Source organism: Paenibacillus tyrphae, assembly GCF_024158745.1.
Classification (GTDB): Bacteria; Bacillota; Bacilli; order Paenibacillales; family NBRC-103111; genus Paenibacillus_G; species Paenibacillus_G tyrfis_A.
On sequence record NZ_JAMZAW010000031.1, the window covers coordinates 13444 to 36895 of the forward strand.

The following is a 23452-nucleotide window of genomic DNA, read 5'->3' on the forward strand; positions in this document are numbered from 1 at the left end:
GTATCCGCTCTAATAGTTGTTATTATAGCAATATTCTCCTATTCCATGTCAACGTACGAAGGATTCACGGCATAACGATGCCGCTATACCGTGAATCCCGTCAAGCTTAAGTAATCGAAAAATTGCCGGCGCTGTGTTTCACCGTATTGTTTTCCGCCGGCAGCGCTGTCCGGTTGACCTTCTCTTCCAGACACGATGTCATGAAGAAGTAACCTCCGCCTCCGAAAGCACCGTCCGCCGCTTCATACTTGCCGCCCGTGAAGTGGGCGCCGACGGCCTTCAGCTTGTTCGTTCCGCCTTGGATCTGGAAATGTACCGTGTCCGCGTCCGCAGCGGCGCTCCTGCAATTTCCGAAATTCCACGTGATGACGTTTGCCGGATCGGCGCTCTTCAGGAACGCCTTCTCGCCGTTTGTTCCGCTGAATACCGCGCCGCCGTCGATCGCGATCCACTGGTCGGGTTTATTTTTCGGATTGTTGACGTCGCCGACCTTGTCCCATGCGCCGGTGAACAAGAAGCAGCAATCCACAAGTCCGCCGCCCTGCATGACGATTTCACGCGCGCCGACCTTGACCGTGCCTCCTACCTGAGGCAGGCCCTTGAACCACGTATTGATGAGCGTCAGCTTATCGATGCTTCCCAAATTGACATCCTCGACGTTGTAAAACTCGCTGTTGAGAATCGTCAAATCCCCGCTGCACGGCATGTAACCGACTTGGGCCGTTCCTGAGCGGATCGGACGAGCAATTTCATATCCCTTCAGCATGCCGAAGGTGCAGCTGTCGATCATATTTTTCCGTTTGGCCCGGGAGGAGCTTCTCGAAATCGTAATCATCTCTTGCGCCGTACAGCCTCGCATCTGCAGGCCGTCCATGTTGACCCAGAACGAGCCGGAATTCGCCATTTTCACACCGGGCTTCGTATACGTCACGACGGCATGGCAATCCTCAAGCGTCAGGTCGGTAAGCCGCTTGTGCGCGACGATCCGCGACGCGATATGCTTCTTGACGGTCACCCGCTTGGCGCTATGGCCCCAAGTCGAGCCGCTGTTCGCGAACGACAACAGACCGGAGTTGTTGATATACGTCAGATCGTGCTCGAATTGACCATGTGTGACGAACGGGCCGTACTCGTCGCCGTCTCCGTGGCAGTTCTCGACCATGCAGTAGGCCGCGCACGTAAAATCGTTCAAATGACGGGCATTGCTCGTGTTGCAATCCCTGACGTGACCGTACAGCACGTTGATCTGCTGCGTCAAATAGCCGGTGCCGCCCCAATCGCGTTCTTCCGGGTTCATCAGTTGACAGCGCTCCGTCACATAATGGGTGTTATACCTGCGCATGACGACCGGCCAGAACACTTTGGTCGCCTTGATGCCCGATGCGTCGCATTCGACCGCGAATTCGTACGCGACCGGATTCGACCCGATCTGGTCCCAAGTCGGGAACGGCCGGGAGCTCGTACCGTTAGGCGGCACCGGGATGCCGATAAAGCTCATGTTCCGCACATGGCAGCGAAAAGCCGGGTTGATCTTCCGGTAGGTCAACTGGCGTCCCTTCGCCAGCGGCCAGCCGAGCTTATAATTGAAGCGGACATGGGTGGCATCGAGAATTTCCGTTACTTGGATCAGGTAATCGAGCTCACGCTGCGCGCTTCCGCCAGGATTGTTCTTGATTTGCGCGTGCCACCAGCTGTTCACCACGAAGATGGACGAATCGGCGACCTCGAAAATATCCGAGTACTCCGGCAGCTCTTCGCTTAGCGTCACGGTGTGGACCACGTCGGTTTTGACCCCTTGGAAAAACATAACGGCGCCAAACGGATTGTCTACCGTATTCAGCTCGATCCCCTCGGTCGTTACGGTGTGCCCCTGAAAATCAATCTCGATATCACTGCGGTGAAATACATGGCGCTTGACGAAATTCAGGTCCGAGTACGCTTCGACACGGCGGATCGACAGATCGTTGACCAGCGCGTCCAGCGCCCCGTCCGCATTCGTCTTCGCATCGAAAATGCCGAACCAGCGAAAATCTCCCACGCCGTTATGCACGACTTCAAAGCGGCCTTGGCCTTTCGCAGGCTTATGTACCGTGCCGCCGTTATCGGCTTTGGCGCTGCCTGCCATATAGCGAACCAGCTTGCCTCCCCCGTCGCCGCTCTTGTAGTAGCCGCCAACGAACACATGCAAGCTTTCCTTGAGCTGGCCGGGTGGGAGCGATATCAGCTCCTCCACGCTGGCGACCCACATTACTTGACGATCCCCCTTGCCGCTGGATTCCAGACTTTCCGCCGAGGCAAACCGCGTGCCGCCGAAGGCGCTGCCCGCCAATATCGCCCCTCCGATTCCCAAGGTTTTCAGTACTTTTCGTCTGCTGATCGCTTCATTCGCCTTGCCGTTTGTTCCATTCTCTGAGTAGAACATCGTTCAACAGCTCCTTTTCGCCGGGTATCCGTTTTCCGATTTGAACTTTTCATTCTGGTTCCATATTGGTTTATATAATATTAAGATTATCAAACGGTAACGACTTTTGGTTTGTTTCAGGTTTGTTTTCTACATCCATCATTCACGAAAATGTAAGCGTTGTCAATCCTTTTTTTTGTAACTATAAAAAAAGAACCCGAAAAAGCTTCGGGTTCTTAGCTAGATTTCAATACCACAGATCCGCCGTTTGGATGTCTTGCAGAGCGGCCAAAAACGGTTTTTCGTTATCCACGTAAAGCTCGGTATCGAGATAGTACAGCTTTTTATCGTCCAGACACTGCTTGATGTAATCCTCGTTTACGATACTTTTGTCCTTGACATTGGCCGCAAACGCTTGAAGCTTGGGCAGTGCGGTTTGGCGATAGTCCAGCCACGAATGATGAAACCCGGCCGGTTCCTCCAGGCAGTAGATGTCTGGATAGAGCCCTTCGGCAATCCCCTTCTTCCTTAAATAATCCGCCGAGAAAGGCATGCTTCTGAAAAATCGTCCGGTCATCGCAAAGACGCGGTAGCTCCAATGAGGAGCGCCGTGATTGGAGCGGCAGAATAGATTCAGGAAAAAAACGGAATAGTGCATTTTGACGGTAATGACTTGACGTCTTTTCACCTCCGAGACAATCCGGTCCGCCATCCGGCTGTCGATGATCTCGTCGAAGTCGGCCAGAATGATGACATCATCATCCTCGACCCGCTCCCTCAAAATGTCAGAGCACCGGCTTCTCTGGTACGCTTCGTTATGAAATGCACTGTTGTAGCTCAGCAAGCGCCAATACCAGCGGTCAAAGTTCGCCGCTTGGCAAGTCTCCGGGTTAAAATACAATTGGTGCCGTTCCGGCTTGCGAAACACATTGTCCGCTTGCAGCGAATGGTAAACCACCTTCGGACCGAGATAAGCCGGATCGAAGTTTCTCGGCTTGTCGGCATAGCTGAATGTCTTGTTGGCTTCGATCACGTGAAGCTCGTCGATCCAGCGGGCATCTTCTTTCAGTTTGATTTCCGCCACCCGGTTTTCGTTGAAAAACGGGCAAAATTCATAAATTTTCATGACCGGAAACTCCCTTCTCCTGTCGTTGTGAGCGCGTAACTCTCGATACAATGACGCAAATGTCCGGCAAACCGGCGCACCAGCCCGACAATCGTTTGTTCTTCGTAGTGCAGCATGCTGTAATAGCAAGTCAAGCTCAGCCTGTCCCGCTTTAAGCAAGCCGTCATGTTTAACCAATAAGCGGAAGGGTTGTCCGGCGCGTTGGTATTTCCGTACGGAAGGGTCAACGGTTCGTAGAAATCGTCGGCTTGCCAAGCCGTTTCCTCCGATTGGTAGTGGAACAGCATGCGGCTTTCATCGATAAGCGGCTCCGCCTCCGGATGAAGCTCCGGAATGATGTGCCGCAGAGCAAAATAGTCCATGCCTTCCTTGGGAATATCGTGCAGCATCTGCTTGACATGCTCCAGCAGTGCCTCGGCATCGCCCGCAAGCTCCTGCTTCCCGATGCGGATTCGTACGGGATACGCCCCGGCAAAAAATCCGACTGTGCGGTCTATCGCGATGTTCGGCAAAAAGGACTCGCGCTGGTAGGACATCAGATGCAGCAGCAGGTCGGGCTGCTTTTTCAAATCGAAGCAAGCCCGGGACAGTGCCGCTAGCAGGACGCCGAGCGGGGTGGTTTGCCGCTGTGCCGCCAACGCTTTCAACAGGCCAATCTGCTCGTTGTCTTCCAGCAAATCATAGGTGATCGTCGCCATATGACGATGAACCGGCCATTCCTGTGCTTCCCAATCGACCTGCAAAGACTTGCCGCCTCCGACAACGTCCCTCCAATAGGCTGCCGCCTCGGCCGGTATGCCCCCGGCTGCATATTGCGTCAGCGCTAGGCACCAATCGCGGTAGCTGCTTCCCGCTTCCCTGTCGAGCTCTCCATCAGCCCCCGTAAAGAGAAGCTGTCGGAAATCGTCCAAAAAGATGTTCATCGACATTCCGTCAAAAATCAGATGATGGAACAAGAGCAGCAGCACCTGCCCGCTTCCGCCGCCATAATGGTCGAACAATACGGCTTTCCACAAAGGACCTTCCCCGATGTCAAATTCATGCTGAAGCTTCGAGCAATAGTCCGAGATGAAGGCATCGTGGGAAGCCTCGGTCTCCCGCAAATCCACATAGGTAAGTGCCCGGTCGTAATCGATGTCACGCTCGTATTGGTACCATTCTCCATGATCGTGTCGGGCAAAGGTTAGCCGTAGGGCCGCATGTCGATCGACCAGGAGCTGAAGCGCACGGTTCATCTCCTGCTTCGTCATCCGCTGCTTGAGCAAAGCCAGATAAGGCACGTTGAACATGTTGCGGTTTTTCAAGTCGCGGTTGAAAAAACGTCTCTGCACCGCCGACAGCGGAAATCCGTCATTCGGGTACGTCTGCATTTCCGTATCCGGACGGGCCACCGGAGCCGAATCCGAAGCCGGGAGCGTCTCGCTCAAAGAGCGGGCCAAACGTTCGATCGTTTGCTCCCGGAAGATTTGGTTGACCGTCACCGGATAGCCGTTCTTTTGCAGCAGGCTGACGATGCGCAGCGCATGGAGCGAATGGCCCCCTAACGCGTGAAAATCTTCATCCTTGCGGATGTGATCGAGCTTCAGCACAGCGCGCCAGATCTGCTCCATCCGTTGTTCCAGCTCGGTTGCGGCACCGGGTTCGGACGCTTGCCCGGTACGCCGCGCTTCCGGCATAGGTAGCCTTGCCCGGTCGATTTTCCCGTTCACCGTTAACGGAAACGACTCCAGCCGAACGTACCGGAAAGGAAGCATGTACGAAGGCAGGCCGTCGGCCATAAAAGCTTGAAGCCGCTCTTCTTGGATATCCTGTTCATCGATTTCCGATGTATAATAAGCGATCAGCCGCAGTTCCCCATGGAGCTCGCGGGCGACGACGAGGCATTGCTTGACGGCGGGATAGCAGCCAAGACGGTGCTCGATCTCTCCCGGTTCGATCCGGAAGCCGCGAAGCTTCAACTGGCCGTCGCTCCGCCCGATATACTCGATGTTGCCGTCCGGAAGCCATCTCCCGAGATCTCCTGTCCGGTACAGCACCAAATTTCTTCCTTTTTCGCGATCTTCGGCGGAAGCGTACGGATTCGGAACAAACGCCTTCCGCGTCAGCTCCTCCTGCTTCCAATAGCCGCGCGCGACGCCGTCTCCTCCCACGTAGAGTTCTCCGACCGCTCCGACAGGCTGGACACGTCCCCTTTTGTCCAAAATGTAGCAGGTCGTATTGCTGATCGGCTTGCCGATGGGGATGTCGCGTTGAAAAGTCCGCTCGATCGGGTAGCTCGTCGAAAAGGTGGTGTTCTCCGTCGGACCGTAGGCGTTGAGAATGGTCAGCGACGGATACGCGAGCCGCAAACGATTGATCGGCTTCGGCGATAACGCTTCGCCGCCTGCGAGCAGCCAACGGAGTCCGGCGAACATCGTTTCGTTCTCCTGGGTCCACTGATTGCATAATGCGGCACTGAGCCATAACGCATTAATGCCCCATGCTTTCATCCGCTGCTCCAGCAGGCGGACGTTCATCAGATCGTCTTTGGAAACGACGAACAGGCGGCCCCCGTTCAGCAGCATGCCCCAAATTTCAAATGTGGAAGCGTCAAATACCGGCGAACCGGTATAAAGCAGCTTGATATCCGGGGAAAACGGGAAATAGTTCGTATGCTTCACCAGACGGACAATGCTCCGATGCTCGACCATCACGCCTTTCGGCTTGCCCGTCGAACCGGACGTATACATCAGATACGCAAGATCGCAGGCGGTCACGGGGACTTTTCCTTTTTCTTCCTGTCCCACAAAGGTAACGGTGTCTAAATCATCGGCGCAGATCAGCTTTAAGCTCACACCCCGACAAGCTTCCGCCAGGCTGTCCGCTCCGCTACGCGAGGTGATGATCGTGTCCAATCCGGCGTCCCGGACCAAGTCGCGGGTGCGTTCCGCCGGGAAATCGGGATCGATCGGCACATAGACGCAGCCCGCCTTCAAGATGCCCAGGATGGAAACGATAAATTCGAGCGAGCGCGGCAGACAGACGCCGATGAACTTCCCGCGAACCGGCACATCCTCCGCGAGCAAGCTCGCCACATGCCGGGATAGTTGATCGAGCCGTTCGTAAGTCACGACCGTGTCGTATGCGATCACCGCCGGTTGAGAAGGCCGGAGCCGGACCTGTTCCCCGAACAGCTCGGGAACCGAACTCTCCCGTGGATACTCCGTGAACGTACGATTCCAATCGTAGACGATTCGGTCGTAATCGTCTGTGGTCATTAAACGAATGTCTCCGACAGCGCTATCCGGATGCTCCACCGCAAAATGCAAAGCCTGACGCAGATGGTCCGTCAACCGGCGCACCGTTTCCTGCTCCAATCGGTCGGCATCGTAAATCAGCTTGATGACGATCCGGTCTCCGTCGCTCGCGATGGTGATCGTCAGTGGGTAATTCGTTTTCTCGCGTTCCTCCATCGCCGACATGTTCAGTCCGCTTGCCGGCTGACGGTAGTCGTTCAAATAATTTTCAAAAGCGACGATGCTGTGGAACAACGTATGGTCTTGCACGGAGCTCCAGCCTTTCAATTCGTTCAGGCTGACGTAGCAGTAATCGTTCAGCTTTTGAATCGTGTAATGAAGCTCCTTTACATAGTCGGCGACGGACTGCTCCGTATTCCAATGCATCACCAAAGGAAGCGTATTAATCAGCAAGCCGGTGATACGGTCCGCTTGGGCAAGATCGGACCCACGGCCGGACACGACCATGCCGAATACGGTTATATCCGCATCATGAAGCACTTGCAGCACTTTTCCCCAAGCGAACTGCACCAAGGTATTGAGCGATATTTGCGTCTGCTGCACAAACGCTGTCATGCGTCCGGTAAAGCCTCTATCCAATTGCAGCGTTTCGATCTGCTGCTTGCGGATCGGTTGGTGGGCGACATCGAAGCGCAAGCCGCTTTTCTCCATCGGCAGCGGGGTCGGCTCGGTAACGTCAGCCAAATAAGCCTTCCAGAAGGTTTCGGCTTCCGTCTGGTCCTTCGCCATCAGCCACCGCATGTAAGGTTCGAAAGAGAGCGACGGATTGCGGTGAGGCGTTATGTTCTGCAAGCTGCATTCATAAAGGTCGTGAACCCGGTTGAGCAGCAGCGGCAGGCTCCATCCGTCCAGCAAAATATGGTGGTAGCTCCAAACTACCGTCCATTCCTCCGGACCGCTGCGAATCAACGCAAATCGGTACGCGGGCCGTCGCAGGTCGAAGCGGCGCTCGCGGTCCAGCGTCATCCACCGTTCGAAGTACTCTTGCTGCCGATCCGCAGGCTGCGAGCTGATATCCTCTATCGTCCAATCCGGTTCCGCTGCTTGAACGACGCACTGTACCGGCTCGTCCAGCGCTTCCCAGACGAAGCACGTCCGCAAACAATCGTTTTCGGCAACGACACGCTGCCACGCTTCCCGATAACGGGCAACATCGAGCCTGCCTTCGTATTTCCAGCTCGTCTGCACAAAATATTGGTCGGAGGACGGATGGTCCAAATAATGGAACAAAAGTCCTTTTTGCAACGGACTAAGCGGCAGCATTTTATCCAAACCGTATTGTGCATGGTACGTATTTACGATCCGGTCTAGTGAATGCTGTTCGATGGAAACCAGTGGAAAATCGCTCGGCGTAAACTCTTCGCTCTCTTTCCCCTCACAGTGTTCGATAATGGAAAGCAGACAGGAGATGAAGGAATCGGTCAACCCGGCAATCGTCGCTTCCTCGTAATGACGTCTGCTGTATTTCATGAACATATGCAGCTGGCCCTGAACGATGGAGCAGTTAAGCTCCAACAGACTCGTTCCGTGGTTCCGCAGCGAACTATGATCCTGTGCGGTATCGCGACTGAAGCTTAACCATTCGTTCGTTTCCCCGGCTTCGGCTTGATTGAACTGGCCCAAATAGTTGAACAACGCCTGCGGCTCGGAAGCGGTCAAGGCCGTTCGGACCGCCTCGTCCGGATGGCAGTACCGCAGAGCCCCATACGAGATGCCCCGGTCAGGAATGCGGCGCAGCTGCTCCTTGACGGATTTGATCGTTTCTCCCAAAGAAACGTCAGCCGATAAACGGATGTATACGGGAAACATCGACGTGAACCAGCCGATCGTCCGGGTCAAGTTCATGTCGGATACGGAGTGCTCCCGTCCATGGCCCTCTAACCGGAAGGCAACCGTCTCCTGTCCGGACCAGGCGGACAGCATCAGCGACCAGGCGGTAAGCAGCAGATCGTTGATCTGCGTATGGTAAGCGTGAGCGCACCGGTGCAGCAGCCGCTGCGTATCGCTTAGCGGCAGCGTTGCAATTAGCTCCGCGGATTCGGCGCTGCTTAGATTATCCGCGCTACGGTCTACAGGTAACTGGAATGCGACGGAACGGGTCAGTTCATCGCTCCAATAGCTGATATGGTCGCGTATGTCCTCTTTTTGCGCATAGTCCGTGATCGCAGCCTGCCACTTTTTAAACGGGCTTGGAACCGGGAGCAGCTCGGCGCCGTGGTACAACTGGTACAGCTCTTGAAGCAAAATTCTCCAGGAAACCCCGTCGATGACCAGATGATGAACGGTAAGGAACAGACGAATTTTACCGTCGGGATGGCCTCTGATCACACCAGTACGAAGTATCGTTCCCGACTCGTAGTTCAGTTGGCCGTGCCATTTCGCGCAGATGGCGGAAATTTCCGGATCGGGGCGGGTTGTCTCTTGAATGGTATAGGAAGCAAGCTGTACGACGGCATCCGTTCGGTAGCGCTGCGCATACGTATGCCCCTGCCTTACGAATTGCACCGCAAGCTCCGGATGCAGCCGGACCAGCCGGTTGAGAGCCGTCTCCAGCCTTGCCGAGTCGCAATGGCTGAGCAGCAGCATATGCGACTGATTGAAATAGTTCGGCTCTTCGAACCGCTGCTCGAAAAACCAGTGCTGAATCGGCGTCAGCCCGAATTCGCCCGGCAATTCGGTGGCCTGCTCCTTCTGCTTCTCGCCGTCTACCCAAGCGGCTACGGCCGCCAAAGCCTTCACGGTCGGATGCTCCGCCACTTGTCTGGGCGTCACGACAATTCCGCGATCCCTGGCCATGGATACCGTCTGTATGGCGAGGATCGAGTCTCCCCCAACGGCATAAAAATGATCGTCGACCCCGATATTTTGCCGCTTGAGCAGGTGCCGCCAAATGTGAAGCAGCCGCTTTTCCATTTCGTCTTCGCCGACTTCCGACGCTTTTTCGGAAGAGTGCTCCCACACCGTACTTGGATGAGGAAGCGCCGACCGGTCCACTTTGCCGTTTGTATTTAAAGGAAACGCTTCCAGTCGGCAAAAGTAAGACGGAAGCATGTAGGCCGGTAACCCGGAGGTCAAGTGCTGCGCCAATTTGGTCTCTTCCAGCTCTTGGGAAGAGGTATAGTAAGCCGCCAGCTTCTGATAATGCCCGTCGTGCCACGCCCGGACCATGCATTGTCGGATGCCCGGATATTGCCGAAGCCGATGCTCGATTTCCCCCAGTTCAATGCGGTAGCCTCTAATTTTGACCTGATCGTCGCTGCGGCCGATAAATAGTAATTCCCCGCCCGGCGTCCATTGGACGATATCTCCTGTTTTATATAACCTCTCGATTTGCGGAGCATGCCCATCGCCCATCACAAGCTCTTTGTGGACGAACCGTTCCTTGGTCAGCTCTTCGCGGTTCAGGTAGCCTCTGGCCAGCCCGACGCCGCCCACCCACAACTCGCCGGGAACGCCGACCGGAACCGGTTGGCCGAACGGATTCAGGACAAACAGCCGTTTGTTATAAACGGGCCGCCCGATCGTCACTTTTTTCCCCGGACGGCAAAGCCCTACGGAACAAATAATCGTCACTTCAGTCGGGCCGTAGGCATTCAGGAATACCCGGTTTTTTCCCCAATCCTTCACGATATCTGGCCCGCAAGCCTCTCCGGCCGACACGAGCGTGCGCAAGCCGGGCAAGTCCCGCTTACTCATCGTTCGTAAGACGGCCGGCGGCAGCATGGCAAGGTGAATGTTTTTTTGCTCGAGCACATCTGAAATATCCGCATAGGGAGGCAGTTCCTCTTCCGACAGGACAACGAGCGTTCCGCCGACCGTTAACGTGCCGATCCATTCGTAAACTGACGCATCAAAGCTGATGGAAGCAAATTGCAGCACTCGCGTATCTGAAGTTAGCCCAAACCTGTCGAGAAGATAAGGAATCAGCGCAACAAGTCCGGCGTGTTCGATGAGCGTGCCCTTCGGTTTTCCGGTGGAGCCGGATGTATAGATGACGTATGCCAGATCGTCCGGCTTGACCTCAACGTTCAAATTTTCAGCGGAATCGCAAGGCTGTGCAAGCCACTCGTCGATACAAATAAGCGCCCCCGCCTCCATGCCGGCTTGAGAAATGACCGGCTTCAGCTTGGCGGCCAATCTGCTGGTCGTAATAATAATTTGGGCTTGAACGTCCTCCAAAATAAACCGAATGCGTTCCTCCGGATACTGGGGATCGACCGGAAGGTAAGCCCCCCCCGTCTTCATCACGCCCAGCATAGCCGGTATCACATCCGCGCTTCGCTCCATTATGATGGGAATCAGTGTCCCTCGCGGCAGATCGTCCTGCTCTTTCCTCCGATACGCATCCACAATAACGCGGGCAATTCGATTAGCCCGGCGGTTTAATTCGAAGTAGGTCAGCTTCTGCAGACGAAACTCCAAAGCGACCGCCTCCGGCGTCTTGGCCGCCTGTTCCTCGACCAATTGATGCACGGTTTTATGCGCGGGATACGCCTTGTCCGTATCGTTCCATCGAAGGAATCGCTTCCCTTCGCTTGCGGTCAGGAAAGGGTGGAAAAGCATAGGCTTCTCCGGGCCATTCAATGCGTTGGTCAGCAGCACCCGGAACTGCCCCACAAGCCTGGAGATCTGTGTTTTGCCGAAACGCTTGCCGTCATACTGCACCGCACATTCGAGTTCGTCGAGGCTGTAACGATAACGGAATGCAATCTCCGGCTGGTCCATACCACGACGATCTGATGCCTCCGAATTGGCAGTCGGTAGCAGACTCCTTCCGCGCGCTTCCAAAATGCCGACATTAAAATAGTCGCCGCGCCCCGGTGCAGAAAGGCTCCCTTCGGCTTGCCGTGCTAACGTTTCGCTCCAAGAACCGCCGCCTGTCTTCCGATCATCCAATTGCGTTTTGACGTTGCACACTAAATCCAGAAGACAATCTTCCTTCCGAATGTTGACGAGCAGCGGATAGTTAAGATAGCTTTCGCCCCCGGAATCGTCCGGCATGACGGAATACAAAACGGGCAGCTCATTTTGATTGGCATAATGGGATAGCAGGACAGACCATACCGCTGTTAGAAAAGATGGCATACAAAGCTGATGCCGGCGGACAAATTCAGTCATTGCTTTGAATTGTCGGTTCCCCAAACGGATCTTATGGAAAACGTAATCGCCCACGGGTTCGCCCTGGCCCCTATTATTCGAAAATAGCGGCAAGCCGTACCGGCTGCCCCCTAAAGTATCACTCAGGGCTGTTCCGTCAGCAGGTGTCATCGGTTCCTTCATCTCCTCTCTTTGTTTCTGTACATTTCAGAAATATTTTCTATTACTCTACTATAGCCCAATCTATGTATTTATTTCCATTATTAATTATTAATACAAATGCAATTTTCCAGAATTAATAAAAAAACAGAGCCCGCAAACCCGCGAGACTCCGTTTTTGTAAAACATATTCACCATTTCGAAGAATAGATTTATTCCAACTATCCTGGATACTCGATGTAAAGTTGAAATCTCCTTTTTCCATGCCGCATGTGTGGTCCAATACGGATTCCCATCATACCACGGGCGATCGCGACCAGAACTATTGCGGATTGGTCGTCCAAATCCCGGCGTTTTTAATAAAAACGCGTGCCGGCAGCTTTAATGTGGCGAGCACAAGATCCGCTACGTCCTCCGGCTGCATCATCCGGTCTTCGTCACCGATTTTGAGACCGGCGTTCGTTGCGAGCTCGGTGTTGACCGTGCTTGGCGTGAGTGCCGTTACGCGAATGTTGGATTTGCGGACCTCCTGCATCAGCGCTTCCGTAAAACCCATCACCGCGTGCTTGGACGCACAATAAGCGGAGCCGGTCGCGAAGCCCCGCTCTCCAGCCGTAGACGAGATGTTGATGATACTGCCGCTCGCTTGCGCTAGCAGCGTCGGCAGCGCGGCGCGAGTGACATAGTAGGTACCCATTAGGTTCGTTTGAATGATGCTCTCCCATAACTCGGGTTCCATATCGGCCACGGTGCCGAACTGTGCGATCCCTGCATTATTGATTAAAATGTCAAGTGAACCGAGGCTGCCGATAAGTGAGCCGACTGCTTGCTCGGCCTCTCCTCTTTTGGCAATGTCTGCGGCTGCGGTATATACTTTGACGCTATATGTACTTTCCAGCTCCGCGCGAAGCGATTCCAGATCGGACGAAGTTCTGGCCGTCAGACCGAGATTTACTCCTTCTTTGGCAAGCTCCACGGCGATCGCTTTGCCGATGCCCTTTCCCGCTCCGGTAATAATCGCTGTTTTATTTTTCAAATCCATGATAACCTCTCCTCATTGATATAATGGCTGCATACTTCGTCATGATCCCCAGTTTTTCCATTAAGCATGCAGAGTGATTATTATGTTATATTGTATCATTAAAATCAAGTACTCACCTTTTTCATCTTCAGTGAAACGAGGACGGATAACACCATGAGACAGGCTGCCGACATATGGTTTCGGCGGCCTGTTCCGCTAACCGGCAGAATAGCGAAGCATTTTTTGCTTACGCAGCCTTTTGCTGTTGAATCCAACAAGCCTATTTAACATCTAACTACGAACTTTTTAGGATAGATGCCCATACATTAAATCATCGGTATGCCAACATAAACGGAGGATAACACTGTATGTGCTTTCACTGTAGCTTCGGCGGTTTTGGGCACGGAGGTTTTGGAATCCCTTTTGAATTGGAGGGCTATGGAAATCATCGCTTATTACGCCTACCTTTAACCTATTACCCGATTACCCTTCAACAACCATCCATACCTTACGTTAGAACATCTCACCACATTTACTCGGAGAAGCAGATGGTACCTAAATTTTACAATGGTTATCATCAAAATGCTGTAGCAACACAAAACGCACCAGTTCCAGCACAGGGAATGAAGGTGGATCGAAACAATACCGCTTTAGTGATCACAGATCCGCAAAATGACTTTTTAAGTCCAAAAGGTGCAGCATGGAATTTAGTTAAAGACAGCGTGGCTGAAAATCGTACGATTGAGAACATTGAATTATTATTAAAAACAGCTAAGGAAAATAAGTTTAAAGTTTTTGTGTCGCCCCACTGGTATTATCCCTATGACCAAAAATGGAGGTTTGGGGGAGTTTTAGAACATTTGATGCACGATCTCAAGATGTATCAACGAAAAAGTCCATTATCGCTTGAAGGCTTTACAGGTTCTGGTGCCGACTTTTTGGATAGGTATAAACCCTATATTGAAGATGGTCAAACCGTCATCTGCAGTCCGCATAAAATTTTCGGACCCGAAGCCAACGACTTGGTTTTGCAACTGCGAAAACAGTATATTTCCCGCGTCATTCTTGCAGGAATGTCTGGGAACCTGTGCGTTGAATCTCATATGCGTGAACTCATTGAACAAGGATTTGAAGTGGCAGTGGTTCACGATGCCACAGCTTCCGCAAAAATGAACGGATTGGATGGGGATAAAGCCGCAAAAACAAATTTTCGAATGATTGCCAGCGCTTCATGGTCTACAAATGAGACTATAGATAAAATGAAATCCATTCATAGATAAGAGCCTCATTCAGAGTAACATCCTTCATCGCCCCCATCTACAATAATGGCATAGGAGACAAGAGAAAAAAAGAACCACCTTTCACTGGACTTTTCATCCTTCGGTGGTTCTTCCGCATTTGACGTTCTCCATTATTCTATACTTTTTAAGGATTCAATCATATGGATTTGGGTTACTTTTCTCCTAAGCAGCAAGTTTGCCAGAATGGTAAGTACGAATGCAAGAATAACGGCTGCCAGCAATACCAAAACGTTTAATTGATCTGGGATTTGTTGATGGGCGCTAGAGAGCGCCTTTACAATAATGGTGTACATATAGCCACTAATCGGTAAAGCAACTATTACCGCAAATGTGGTTAGGATGATGTTTTCAAAGAATATGAGTCTGTTTATTTTATATTTTGGATAGCCTAATACCTTAAGTGTGGCAAGCTCACGATTCCTTTCATAAATGTTTATGGAAGATATCGTGTAAATGGCGCCAAAGGAGAGGATGACGGCACAAATGATAAACATGATAAAAACAAAGCTGTTTTGCTTCACAATATATTGAGCTGATTTCATAAGATCATTCTTATCTGTAATCTTATCTACGTGAGGATCTTGCTCAAAAAAGTTACGAACGCTTACAAGATCTGTAGAGCTATTGGCTTCAACTAAAAGCGAGGATGGATTATAGTCTATGCCAAAGCTCTTTAAGTAGTCTGGCGTGCTATAAAACGACGAATTCGAATACTGGGTAGATATATTTAAAACCTTCATCTCAATCATCTTATTTTTAAGCTCCGGTGCTGTGAACTTGATCTGAATGAGATCCCCTTCTACAATATGATATTTGTCGGCGTAAGATTTCGGCACCAGTACACCATTATTTCCCAAATATAGCTTATTGTTATTTTCGTCAAAAAAATGAATGAGATTGTTTTCTTTTTCAGTAACTGTTAAAGTGGCCTTTTCTTTTTTATCATCTTTTATGAATTCAACAGGAGAGGCGGATAAATCAAATTTTTGCTTAATGCCGGAGGGGAGTTTTGACGCATCGGAAGATGCTCCTATCGCATAATCTACTCTTAAATCATAAGCATAAACCTCTTCAATCTGGTCAGCTACTTTTAGTAAGGCCGTGTGCGTGCCGAAGGCAGTTATCAATAAAACCGTGCTTGCAACAACACCAACCGAGCTCACTAAAGCTTTTTGTTTATTCAGCAGTATATTTCTCAAAATGAGTTTGTAACTGTAAGAAATACGACTCCAAAGACCCGGAATTCTTTCTATGAGAAGCATTTTCATCTTCTTTGGCGGTTTAGGACGCATAGCTTGAGCCGCACGTTCTTTTAATACGGTTCTGCCGCTTAAGTAACACGAGAGGAGTCCAAAAGCACTTGAGAAAATGATGGGAGGAAGGATCGAGTAAAAATCAAGGGCGAATTTTATTCCTGGCAAAGAGTAAGCCCTAGAACTCGACGCAGTTACTAAAGGAATAAATACCATAGCGGCTATGGAGCAGCCTAGAATTGAGCCTATAATCCCTACCAGCAAAGGGTATCCCATGTAATGAAGCATGATCGTTCTGTTTTTAATACCCAAAGCCTTCATAATACCTACTTGATTTCTTTGAGAATCGATCATCCTCGACATGGTAAGGAATAGAATAATAGCTCCTATTAAAAAGAGAACCAAAGGTATAACCTTGCTCATCAAGTTATTATTATGTATCGTTTCCGTTAGTTTGGAATAACTGAAAGTCCTTTCTTTACTTACTTGGTTTAAATAAGAAAGTGGTTTGGAATGTGCTTCAATGGATTTACCTAATTTGTCAATATCGTAACCTTCTTTGGCATCAATCAGGACTTCATTATAGGAGAAGCCGTTTGCCATTTCAGGGATCATCTCTTCGGCCATATAAGCTACTCCGAAGGTTTTATGGTCTTGTATTTCGTTCTTTTTGGCATATTCAACATTTTCGCACAAACCGCTGATTGTAAAGCTATAGTCTTTTTTATTCGAACTTATCCTGATTTTATCGCCGACACGAACCTGATGTTCTTTGGCATAACGGGAATCTAACATGATCTCATCTTTTTTTGACGGGATCCTGCCCTCCACCATAGTAGGCGTATTGATTTCATTGTTCACTGGGATCGAATGAATTTTTATCGAAGCTTTATACCCTTCAAACGCTTGCGTGACGTCCAACGTATAACGTCCTTCTATTTTATTTATCCCTTCAATTTGGCTTAAACCAGCCACATCATCTTTGGAAATTTGACTGTAATACACATTCAAATCGCTTAAATTATGTTCTTTAAAGTAAGCTTTCGTATAAGCACTAAGGGTATCGCTATACGTAATCAGCCCCGCATAGAAAAAAGCTCCTACTGCAATAACCGAAACAATCGCTATGAATTGCCCTATAGATTGTCTAATGTCCCTTACTAATTTTAATAATAATTTCATCATTACCACTCAATCCCTTCAACGCTTTGTTTTTCATTATTAAGCGTCACGCTTTCTATCCTTCCGCTTTTTACTTTAATAATTTTATCGGCCATCGGAGCAATTGCGGAATTATGTGTGACCAATACAACGCACTTTTTCGTTTCCCTGTTTAAATCTTGAAGAAGCTTTAAGACGGACTTACCGGTAACATAATCCAAAGCTCCTGTTGGTTCGTCACAGAGTAAAAGTAAAGGATTTTTGGCGACAGCTCTAGCGATTGCCACTCGTTGTTGTTCTCCTCCAGAGAGCTGGGAAGGGAAGTTTTTGATTCGATCCTTTAATCCGACTCGATGTAAAATCTCTTGAGCATCCAGATGGTTTTTACATACTTCAGCGGCAAATTCAACATTTTCCAGTGCGTTTAAATTCGGAATCAAATTGTAGAATTGAAAGACAAAACCAACCTTCTCACCGCGATATTCGGTTAATTTTTTTTCGTTGAATCTTGTTATTTCTTGATCGCCGACAAACACTTGGCCTGAGGTAGCCGTATCCATACCGCCAAGGATATTCAAAATCGTACTTTTACCGGCACCGCTTGCTCCCAAAATAACGACGAATTCTCCCTCTGAAATGGAAAAATCAACACCATCAAGCGCCTTGATTGGCACTTCTCCTATTTTGTATTCTTTCGTTACTTTTTTGAATTCGATTAACTTTTTCACTTCTTACATCTCCCCGAATACTAATTATGGAACCTTCGTAAGTTACCGTTTGCCAATTTTTCTTCGCTTAGCATATTAGTATGTTACTCATGTAGCACACTATAATTCATGTTCAAATCATTGTCAATCACCGACCATACGTTCGAAACCATCCAATTCGCCCCCTCTACTCGATCGAACGATCGGTTATTGACAATTGTTTGCATATCAATTATGGTATGCTGGATGGATAACATACCGATATACTGAAGGTGGGGCAATGAACATCACTTTCGACGATAAACAACCGATTTTTCAACAAGTAGCCAACATCATTGAGGACGATATTCTGAACGGCACTTTCCGCGTGGACGAGCAAATTCTTTCTGTGGCGCAGTTTTCTCAACTGTTTCAAATCAATCCGGCGACTGTAGTGAAGGGGATCGGCCTGCTTGTCAATGAAGGTATCCTATACAAAAAAAGAGGCCTTGGCATGTATGTCGCGACTGAGGCGAAACAGAAGATTCAGATGAAGCGAAGAGATCGTTTCTACAAGGAACTGTTGTCCAATCTGCTGAATGAAGCCGACAAACTCGGGCTGACAACCGAAGAGATCATGGACATGATCAAACAGTTGAGAAAGGAATGAGCGATCCGTGAGCATAGCATTGACTTGCGGCAATTTAAACAAAAAATACGGTCGAACTTACGCATTGCGGAATCTGGATCTGCAGCTGGAGGAAAACGTCATTTACGGCTTGCTCGGGCGAAACGGCGCCGGCAAAACGACGTTGCTTAACATGATCGCGGGCGGAATCTTCCCGAACTGCGGCACAATCGAGGTAAGAGGGAAAAAGCTGGGCAAAGGAGAGCTTCCGAAGGATTTCTGTTTCGTACGCGAGAAAAACAAACACTTCGGAGGAGCGCGGGTTATCGAGATTTTGCAGTTTGCTGCGAAGTTTCATCCGAATTGGGACTGGACGTTCGCTCATGAGCTGCTCGAGACGTTTCGGCTTGATCCGCACAAAAAAATCAGACAGCTATCAAGAGGCACGGAATCGCTCGTAGGAAACATCATCGGTCTGGCCAGCCGGGCATCGCTGACGTTATACGACGAGCCGGTGCTCGGACTCGATGTCTTGATGCGGGAAAGGTTTTACAAGGCGCTTCTGGAGGATTACGCCAATCACCCTCGCACGATTTTACTGTCTACGCATTTGATTGACGAAATCGCCACAGTCGCAGAAAAAGTTTACATTATTGAAGCCGGCTCCCTCCTGCTTCATGATGAGATGGATCGGATACGTATGGCAGCTCATCTGATCCGGGGAAATTCGGAAGCGGTGGCTTCGTTTACAGCCGGAAAGCGAGTATTATATACGGAAGCCTATGGCCGCGGCACACTTGCCGCTATTTATGAAAAGTTGGACGATGGGGACATGCAACAAGCGCGCGAGATGGACATTTCGATTGAACATCTGACACTTCAAAAGTTTTTCTCGTATTTGATCGAAGGAGGTCACTAAATTGGGCGCATGGGCCGTTCATTTAAAGGCAACCTATTTGCAAATGAGGATTTACATCTGGTGCGTCATTATTCTTATCCTTCTTGGAAGGTTGGCAGATTTCATTGTTAGCCTCTTTACAGACAGCAGCAAAAATACCCGCCTTTCGGACGGCAACATGCTGATTCTCATTTTGCTCCTTATCGCTATCGTGCTGCCGCTCAGTTATTACAAACGCATCGTACATTTGGGCGCAAGCCGAGAGCAATATTTTAAGGGACTTCAATTCGTCTTTGCCGTCTGGGCGGCAGCCATTGCTTTGTTCAATTCTTTATGGTTTGTGCTAGAAGTGAATGTCATCCGGAATTACACGAACACCGTTGATCTTATTGAAGCGTTTCATTGGGTTGACTTTGGCTTGGCAGGTTCTTTTCTTTACCAATCCGCCTTTTATTTGATGGTGATGGCGCTTCTAAGCATGCTGATCTCCGGTTCCTACCACCCTGTCGGTTGGCTGCTGTGGGCGCTGCTCCTTGCAGCGATCCCGATCGGAACGGCGATTCCTTCGCTGCGCGTTCATGTCGTCTTTTTCTTCAAAGCATTGTTATTCAACAGCTCGCTGCCGGCGGGCGTCGGATTTAACTTTATGCTTTATTTCGTTTTCGTAGCCGGCGGCTGGCTTTTTACCAGGGGAAGAACGCATTGAAGCCCGGAATAACGTTATCATGAGACTTTGGACTCTAATCCGGTAATCATGCTGTTTTGCTATGATAAGTAGGTTGATAGATTCACATTCGTTCGACACATGTCCCAAACAAACGAAAGAAAGCCCACTCGTGAGGTGAAGTGGGCTTTTTGGCTGCCAAGAGCTATGTCCTTGACACAACCTGTCTGCAATACGCACGCCGACCCCTGATTCTCGCCTCCTGTTTAAATCCGCAGGATGTTGAGCCACCTTAGGAGGGGAACAAGATATCCGCTGCGCAGTTCTTCTACAACGGAGGTCGCATCTTCCGGATAATCCGTAATGATCCCGTCAACCCCCATGCCGATAAATCGTTCCATACTATCCCTGTCGTTCACCGTCCATACATAGATCGGTTTGTTATGCAGCTTGGCCGAAGCGACGATTGATTCGTTGACCATATATTCTTCCATCACGACAAAATCGGCGCGGATCTGTCCTATATCGGGGACTCCGGCGAACATGATGAAGCCGACCTGAAGCGCCGGCTCCGCGGCTTTGATCTTTTCCACGATTTCATAATCCAGCGATTGCACGACACAATGCGTCTGGAAATCATTTTCGCGAATGGTCTTAATGAACGTATTTACTAAATTACGTTCTTTTCCGTGCGTTTTTACTTCAATATTCAGCTTGATTTTTCCGCGAGCGGCCTTCATTACTTCCGCAAGACTGCTGATTTGGCTTGTGAAACTCCCTTGTTTGACTTCCAGCTTCCGTAGTTCAGCCATCGTCAGATCGTATACTTCCGCGTTGTTGCCTGTCAGTCTTTTCAGATTGGTGTCGTGAATGACGGCGAGCTCCCCGTCCTTCGTTTCCAATATGTCGATTTCCGCATAATCCGCATGGGCGTCTATAGCACCTTGAATCGCTTCGATCGTATTCTCGGGGCCTTTCGAAATATAGCCGCGATGGGCCATCACCGTCACTTTTTGATCGCTTGGCTGGATATCGCTGAGGGCCGGAACCAGAACGAGTACCGTTGCGAAGGCGATGATCAGCCCGAGTACGATCAGCTTTCGTTTATGCTTGTAAAGCAGACCGTAGCTTTGGGAGGAGCGGTTTTCAATGGCGCTCCAGTCGGGCATTTGCAGGACGGCATGATCCGGGTCCGCTTTGGCTATGTAGATTCTGGTGAGCGTTGTAATGTAAAGCGGCGTTACAAACAAGGTAGCAAGGTACAAAGAAATGACGGCGCTCTTCGATACGACGAACCACGCAATTTCAGCAAAAGCTGTCTCTTGAGGCAGCACGATATAAATGAGAATCACCGCGGCCAGAATCAAGACAACGACGACTGCAAACAAAAGAAAAATGCACAGCAGCACCACGAACATTCGGATATAGCTTTTTTTCAGGATAGCTGCGCTTTTTTTAGCGGCTTGCCGGAAGCTGCTTGTTCCCTCAATGACGATCACATGAAGCAGGAATATCCACCGGATATTGAAAAAGGTCATGACGGCGAACAGCCCTAAATAGAGCAGCGTTCCCCAGCCCGTTTTCAACAGTTCTCCGGAAATAAAATTCGGAATTTGCAGGGTAGGCAACAGGGTGGAGCCGCCGCCCGAACCCAGCAAAGGGAGGACCAGCAGTAAGTAAAAGGCCCAGCCGACAAAGCCGTATTTGAAAAGCGACGGAAGATAGGCCACTGATTGCAGAAATGCCGGGATAAGCCCGATTCTTTGTTTCTTTTGCCCGTAGTACGAAATGATCACCAGAACCGAAAATTCCAAAAATATCAATACCGTAGCGGCCGGGATCAAAATAAGCATGCATAGTAAACCGTATCGGCTCACAACGAAATTCAGCAGCTCATAATTCGTCGCACCGACATATCCGCCTAAGCGAAGAAGCCTGTGGAAGATGAAAGAAATCGCCGGAATAAATATGAATAGCGTGAGTGCCTTATACAACAGCTCGAAAATGAAAACTTGCCTGTAAGTAAAAGCCAGTGTATTGAAAATATCGGCAATCAGCTTATGTATGGGGGTCTCCTTGGCATTGCTCATGTTCTGTACCTGCTTTCAATTAGGAAATGAAGAATCGCCGCGCGGCCAGGGCGAAGTTTTCAAACACAAATTGACCGCCCGCAGCCTTGATTTGCCTCATAAAAGGCAATTATAACGTCGAATAACTCGAGTGACAATAGATTCATCTCTTCAAGAAGGAAGCGAACCGATTGAGCTGTACTGAGCCGATATCACAATCGGCAGGTTTGGGACTCACAGTTATATCTACCAAAAAAAGTCTTGGCCTGTCACCTGCAGTTCCATTATAGAACTTGCAGATGCACAGGCCAAGACATTTTCAATCATGTTGTCAGACCATGTTAGTTGGGATACCCTCTTTTGCTTTTTTTAGCGGGCCAGTATTTCCATGATCGCTTGGGAGTACTGGGCGGGATTGTATGCGCCCCCTTTTCGCACCAGTCCGGCGCGGGTTTTGCGCATCTCGAACACCTATAGACCTGCCGCCGCGCGGTGTATATTAAAACAGATACTTAGCGTGTCAGACCATACCAGGATTTCCTGCAAATAACCGCATATCCGCTTTGGTTCCCAATGGATCCAAGCCTAGGTCCTTCAAAAGCAGCACGGTGTAGCTCGTGCATAGCCAGTTCCGAGGTGTGGATCCTGCATTGGTAACAAAGAAGTACTCGAGTATGTTGTTCAGTTTCGCGAAACTGGAGCCTCCCCCTTTTTTATTACTTCTATACCAGTCCTGCATAATATAGCTCAAATACAGAGCTGCCATATCGGGATGATCCCAACCTTTGTAATTCATGGTTCCATGGATATCCAGGATGGCAACAGAGTTGGATACCACATTGCTTCCCATTCCCTGCGCAGTAGGAGTAGCGGTATCTCCGAGTAAAATAACGCGTCCGAATTTGTTGACGAGTTGTGTGGCTTGGGCTAATACAACCGGATGACCCGTAATATCGAAAACAACGTCAAGCATTTTCCCATTAGTCTTCTTTGAAATTTCCCCCTTAGCTTTCGCTGCATCCATAGCCATCCGATGGATACCCGCCTTTTCGGGAACAAGTTGGATTCGGCTTTCCGCTGGATCAATGGCGTATATCTCTTTGGCCCCAGACAGATAGAGGTATTGGGTAACCAATTGTCCAAGGAGTCCAAGTCCGATCACACCGACCGTTTCTCCGAGAAATAACTCGGCTCTCCTTACCCCAAGCTGCGTTGTTTTGGAAAGACGCCTTTCCGAGTTTGGAATCGAATGATTCCTTGCGAATCTCTACCTTTTGTTTTTCTACGAAAACGATACTTAATGTTTCCATCTGAATTCCTCCTCCAAAGGGATGATTTACCCTTGAAATTAGCTTAAAGGTATCGGATTAGGGAAAAAAAAGCATGGTTTTGCTGAAATTCAACACTTATACAGGTCAAAATGTTGGATGAATATTAGAAGTTTTTATTAAACAAACCCTTGTATTGACTAGGGGAAATACCTGTGTACTTTTTGAAAAGACGGGTAAAGGTTTGGATATCGTTAAAACCAAGGCTAGTGCTAATTTCCGTAATGTTCATTTCCTGTATTTTTAGAAGCGATTTGGCTTTTTCAATTTTGATCTCCCGATGTAGCAGGATGGGCGATTTGCCGAACATTTCTTTGAAATGGTTGCTGACATAGGTTGGATTCATATATAATTCCTTGAGCTA

Annotated in this window: 13 protein-coding genes; 4 read left to right on the forward strand and 9 right to left on the reverse strand. The window is 49.7% G+C overall.

Features of this window, described 5'->3' with window-relative positions; genetic code table 11:
• Window positions 1–106 precede the first annotated feature (106 nt).
• From NI000_RS31695 to NI000_RS31710, 4 genes are all read right to left on the reverse strand, one after another.
• Window positions 107–2422 carry a hypothetical protein gene (locus NI000_RS31695; RefSeq protein ID WP_253415329.1) on the reverse strand — a complete coding sequence of 772 codons (2316 nt, stop codon included), beginning with the start codon at window positions 2420–2422 and terminating at the stop codon, window positions 107–109.
• Between the two features lie 226 nt (window positions 2423–2648).
• Window positions 2649–3527 carry a hypothetical protein gene (locus NI000_RS31700; RefSeq protein ID WP_253415330.1) on the reverse strand — a complete coding sequence of 293 codons (879 nt, stop codon included), beginning with the start codon at window positions 3525–3527 and terminating at the stop codon, window positions 2649–2651.
• A complete protein-coding gene (locus NI000_RS31705; protein ID WP_253415331.1) occupies window positions 3524–11908 on the reverse strand; it encodes a non-ribosomal peptide synthetase in 8385 nt (2794 codons plus the stop codon). The genes NI000_RS31700 and NI000_RS31705 overlap by 4 nt, the downstream gene beginning before the upstream one ends.
• A 493-nt stretch (window positions 11909–12401) precedes the next feature.
• Window positions 12402–13121, reverse strand: a complete 720-nt coding sequence (locus NI000_RS31710; RefSeq protein WP_253415332.1) for a 3-ketoacyl-ACP reductase — start codon at window positions 13119–13121, stop codon at window positions 12402–12404.
• Window positions 13122–13648: 527 nt separating this feature from the next.
• On the opposite strand from NI000_RS31710, the gene NI000_RS31715 reads away from it, so the two are divergent.
• Window positions 13649–14380 (forward strand): cysteine hydrolase, encoded by a 732-nt coding sequence (locus tag NI000_RS31715; RefSeq protein ID WP_253415333.1) that lies wholly within the window; start codon window positions 13649–13651, stop codon window positions 14378–14380.
• A 131-nt stretch (window positions 14381–14511) separates the two neighbouring features.
• On the opposite strand, the gene NI000_RS31720 is transcribed toward NI000_RS31715, so the two are convergent.
• Complete coding sequence (locus NI000_RS31720; RefSeq protein ID WP_253415387.1) at window positions 14512–16836, reverse strand: ABC transporter permease; 2325 nt, start codon at window positions 16834–16836, stop codon at window positions 14512–14514.
• Between the two features lie 2 nt (window positions 16837–16838).
• On the reverse strand, window positions 16839–17543 hold the full coding sequence (locus tag NI000_RS31725) for an ABC transporter ATP-binding protein (RefSeq protein ID WP_253415334.1): 705 nt from the start codon (window positions 17541–17543) through the stop codon (window positions 16839–16841).
• Window positions 17544–17802: 259 nt separating this feature from the next.
• Here NI000_RS31725 and NI000_RS31730 point away from each other — a divergent pair, with 259 nt between their 5' ends.
• From NI000_RS31730 to NI000_RS31740, 3 genes are read left to right on the forward strand one after another with little or no spacing between them, the layout of a single operon-like run.
• Window positions 17803–18171 (forward strand): GntR family transcriptional regulator, encoded by a 369-nt coding sequence (locus NI000_RS31730; protein ID WP_253415335.1) that lies wholly within the window; start codon window positions 17803–17805, stop codon window positions 18169–18171.
• A gap of 7 nt (window positions 18172–18178) precedes the next feature.
• The gene (locus tag NI000_RS31735) at window positions 18179–19048 is read left to right on the forward strand and encodes an ATP-binding cassette domain-containing protein (protein WP_253415336.1); all 870 of its coding nucleotides are present in this window, start codon (window positions 18179–18181) and stop codon (window positions 19046–19048) included.
• 1 nt (window position 19049) lies between these two features.
• Window positions 19050–19733, forward strand: a complete 684-nt coding sequence (locus tag NI000_RS31740; RefSeq protein WP_253415337.1) for a hypothetical protein — start codon at window positions 19050–19052, stop codon at window positions 19731–19733.
• Window positions 19734–19957: 224 nt separating this feature from the next.
• On the opposite strand, the gene NI000_RS31745 is transcribed toward NI000_RS31740, so the two are convergent.
• From NI000_RS31745 to NI000_RS37235, 3 genes are all read right to left on the reverse strand, one after another.
• The gene (locus NI000_RS31745) at window positions 19958–21781 is read right to left on the reverse strand and encodes a glycerophosphoryl diester phosphodiesterase membrane domain-containing protein (RefSeq protein ID WP_253415338.1); all 1824 of its coding nucleotides are present in this window, start codon (window positions 21779–21781) and stop codon (window positions 19958–19960) included.
• Between the two features lie 499 nt (window positions 21782–22280).
• Window positions 22281–22922, reverse strand: a complete 642-nt coding sequence (locus NI000_RS31750; RefSeq protein ID WP_253415339.1) for a zinc-binding dehydrogenase — start codon at window positions 22920–22922, stop codon at window positions 22281–22283.
• A 272-nt stretch (window positions 22923–23194) separates the two neighbouring features.
• Entirely contained in the window at window positions 23195–23434 is a 240-nt protein-coding gene (locus NI000_RS37235) for a helix-turn-helix domain-containing protein (RefSeq protein ID WP_375541021.1), read from the reverse strand.
• Window positions 23435–23452 lie beyond the last annotated feature (18 nt).

What these genes read in the sequence shown, in the direction of transcription:
- NI000_RS31695 (WP_253415329.1), bottom strand. Translation starts at nt 2,422, where the DNA reads ATGTTCTACTCAGAGAATGGAACAAACGGCAAGGCGAATGAAGCGATC.
- NI000_RS31700 (WP_253415330.1), bottom strand. Translation starts at nt 3,527, where the DNA reads ATGAAAATTTATGAATTTTGCCCGTTTTTCAACGAAAACCGGGTGGCG.
- NI000_RS31705 (WP_253415331.1), bottom strand. Translation starts at nt 11,908, where the DNA reads ATGCCATCTTTTCTAACAGCGGTATGGTCTGTCCTGCTATCCCATTAT.
- NI000_RS31710 (WP_253415332.1), bottom strand. Translation starts at nt 13,121, where the DNA reads ATGGATTTGAAAAATAAAACAGCGATTATTACCGGAGCGGGAAAGGGC.
- NI000_RS31715 (WP_253415333.1), top strand. Translation starts at nt 13,649, where the DNA reads ATGGTACCTAAATTTTACAATGGTTATCATCAAAATGCTGTAGCAACA.
- NI000_RS31720 (WP_253415387.1), bottom strand. Translation starts at nt 16,836, where the DNA reads ATGAAATTATTATTAAAATTAGTAAGGGACATTAGACAATCTATAGGG.
- NI000_RS31730 (WP_253415335.1), top strand. Translation starts at nt 17,803, where the DNA reads ATGAACATCACTTTCGACGATAAACAACCGATTTTTCAACAAGTAGCC.
- NI000_RS31745 (WP_253415338.1), bottom strand. Translation starts at nt 21,781, where the DNA reads ATGAGCAATGCCAAGGAGACCCCCATACATAAGCTGATTGCCGATATT.
- NI000_RS37235 (WP_375541021.1), bottom strand. Translation starts at nt 23,434, where the DNA reads ATGAATCCAACCTATGTCAGCAACCATTTCAAAGAAATGTTCGGCAAA.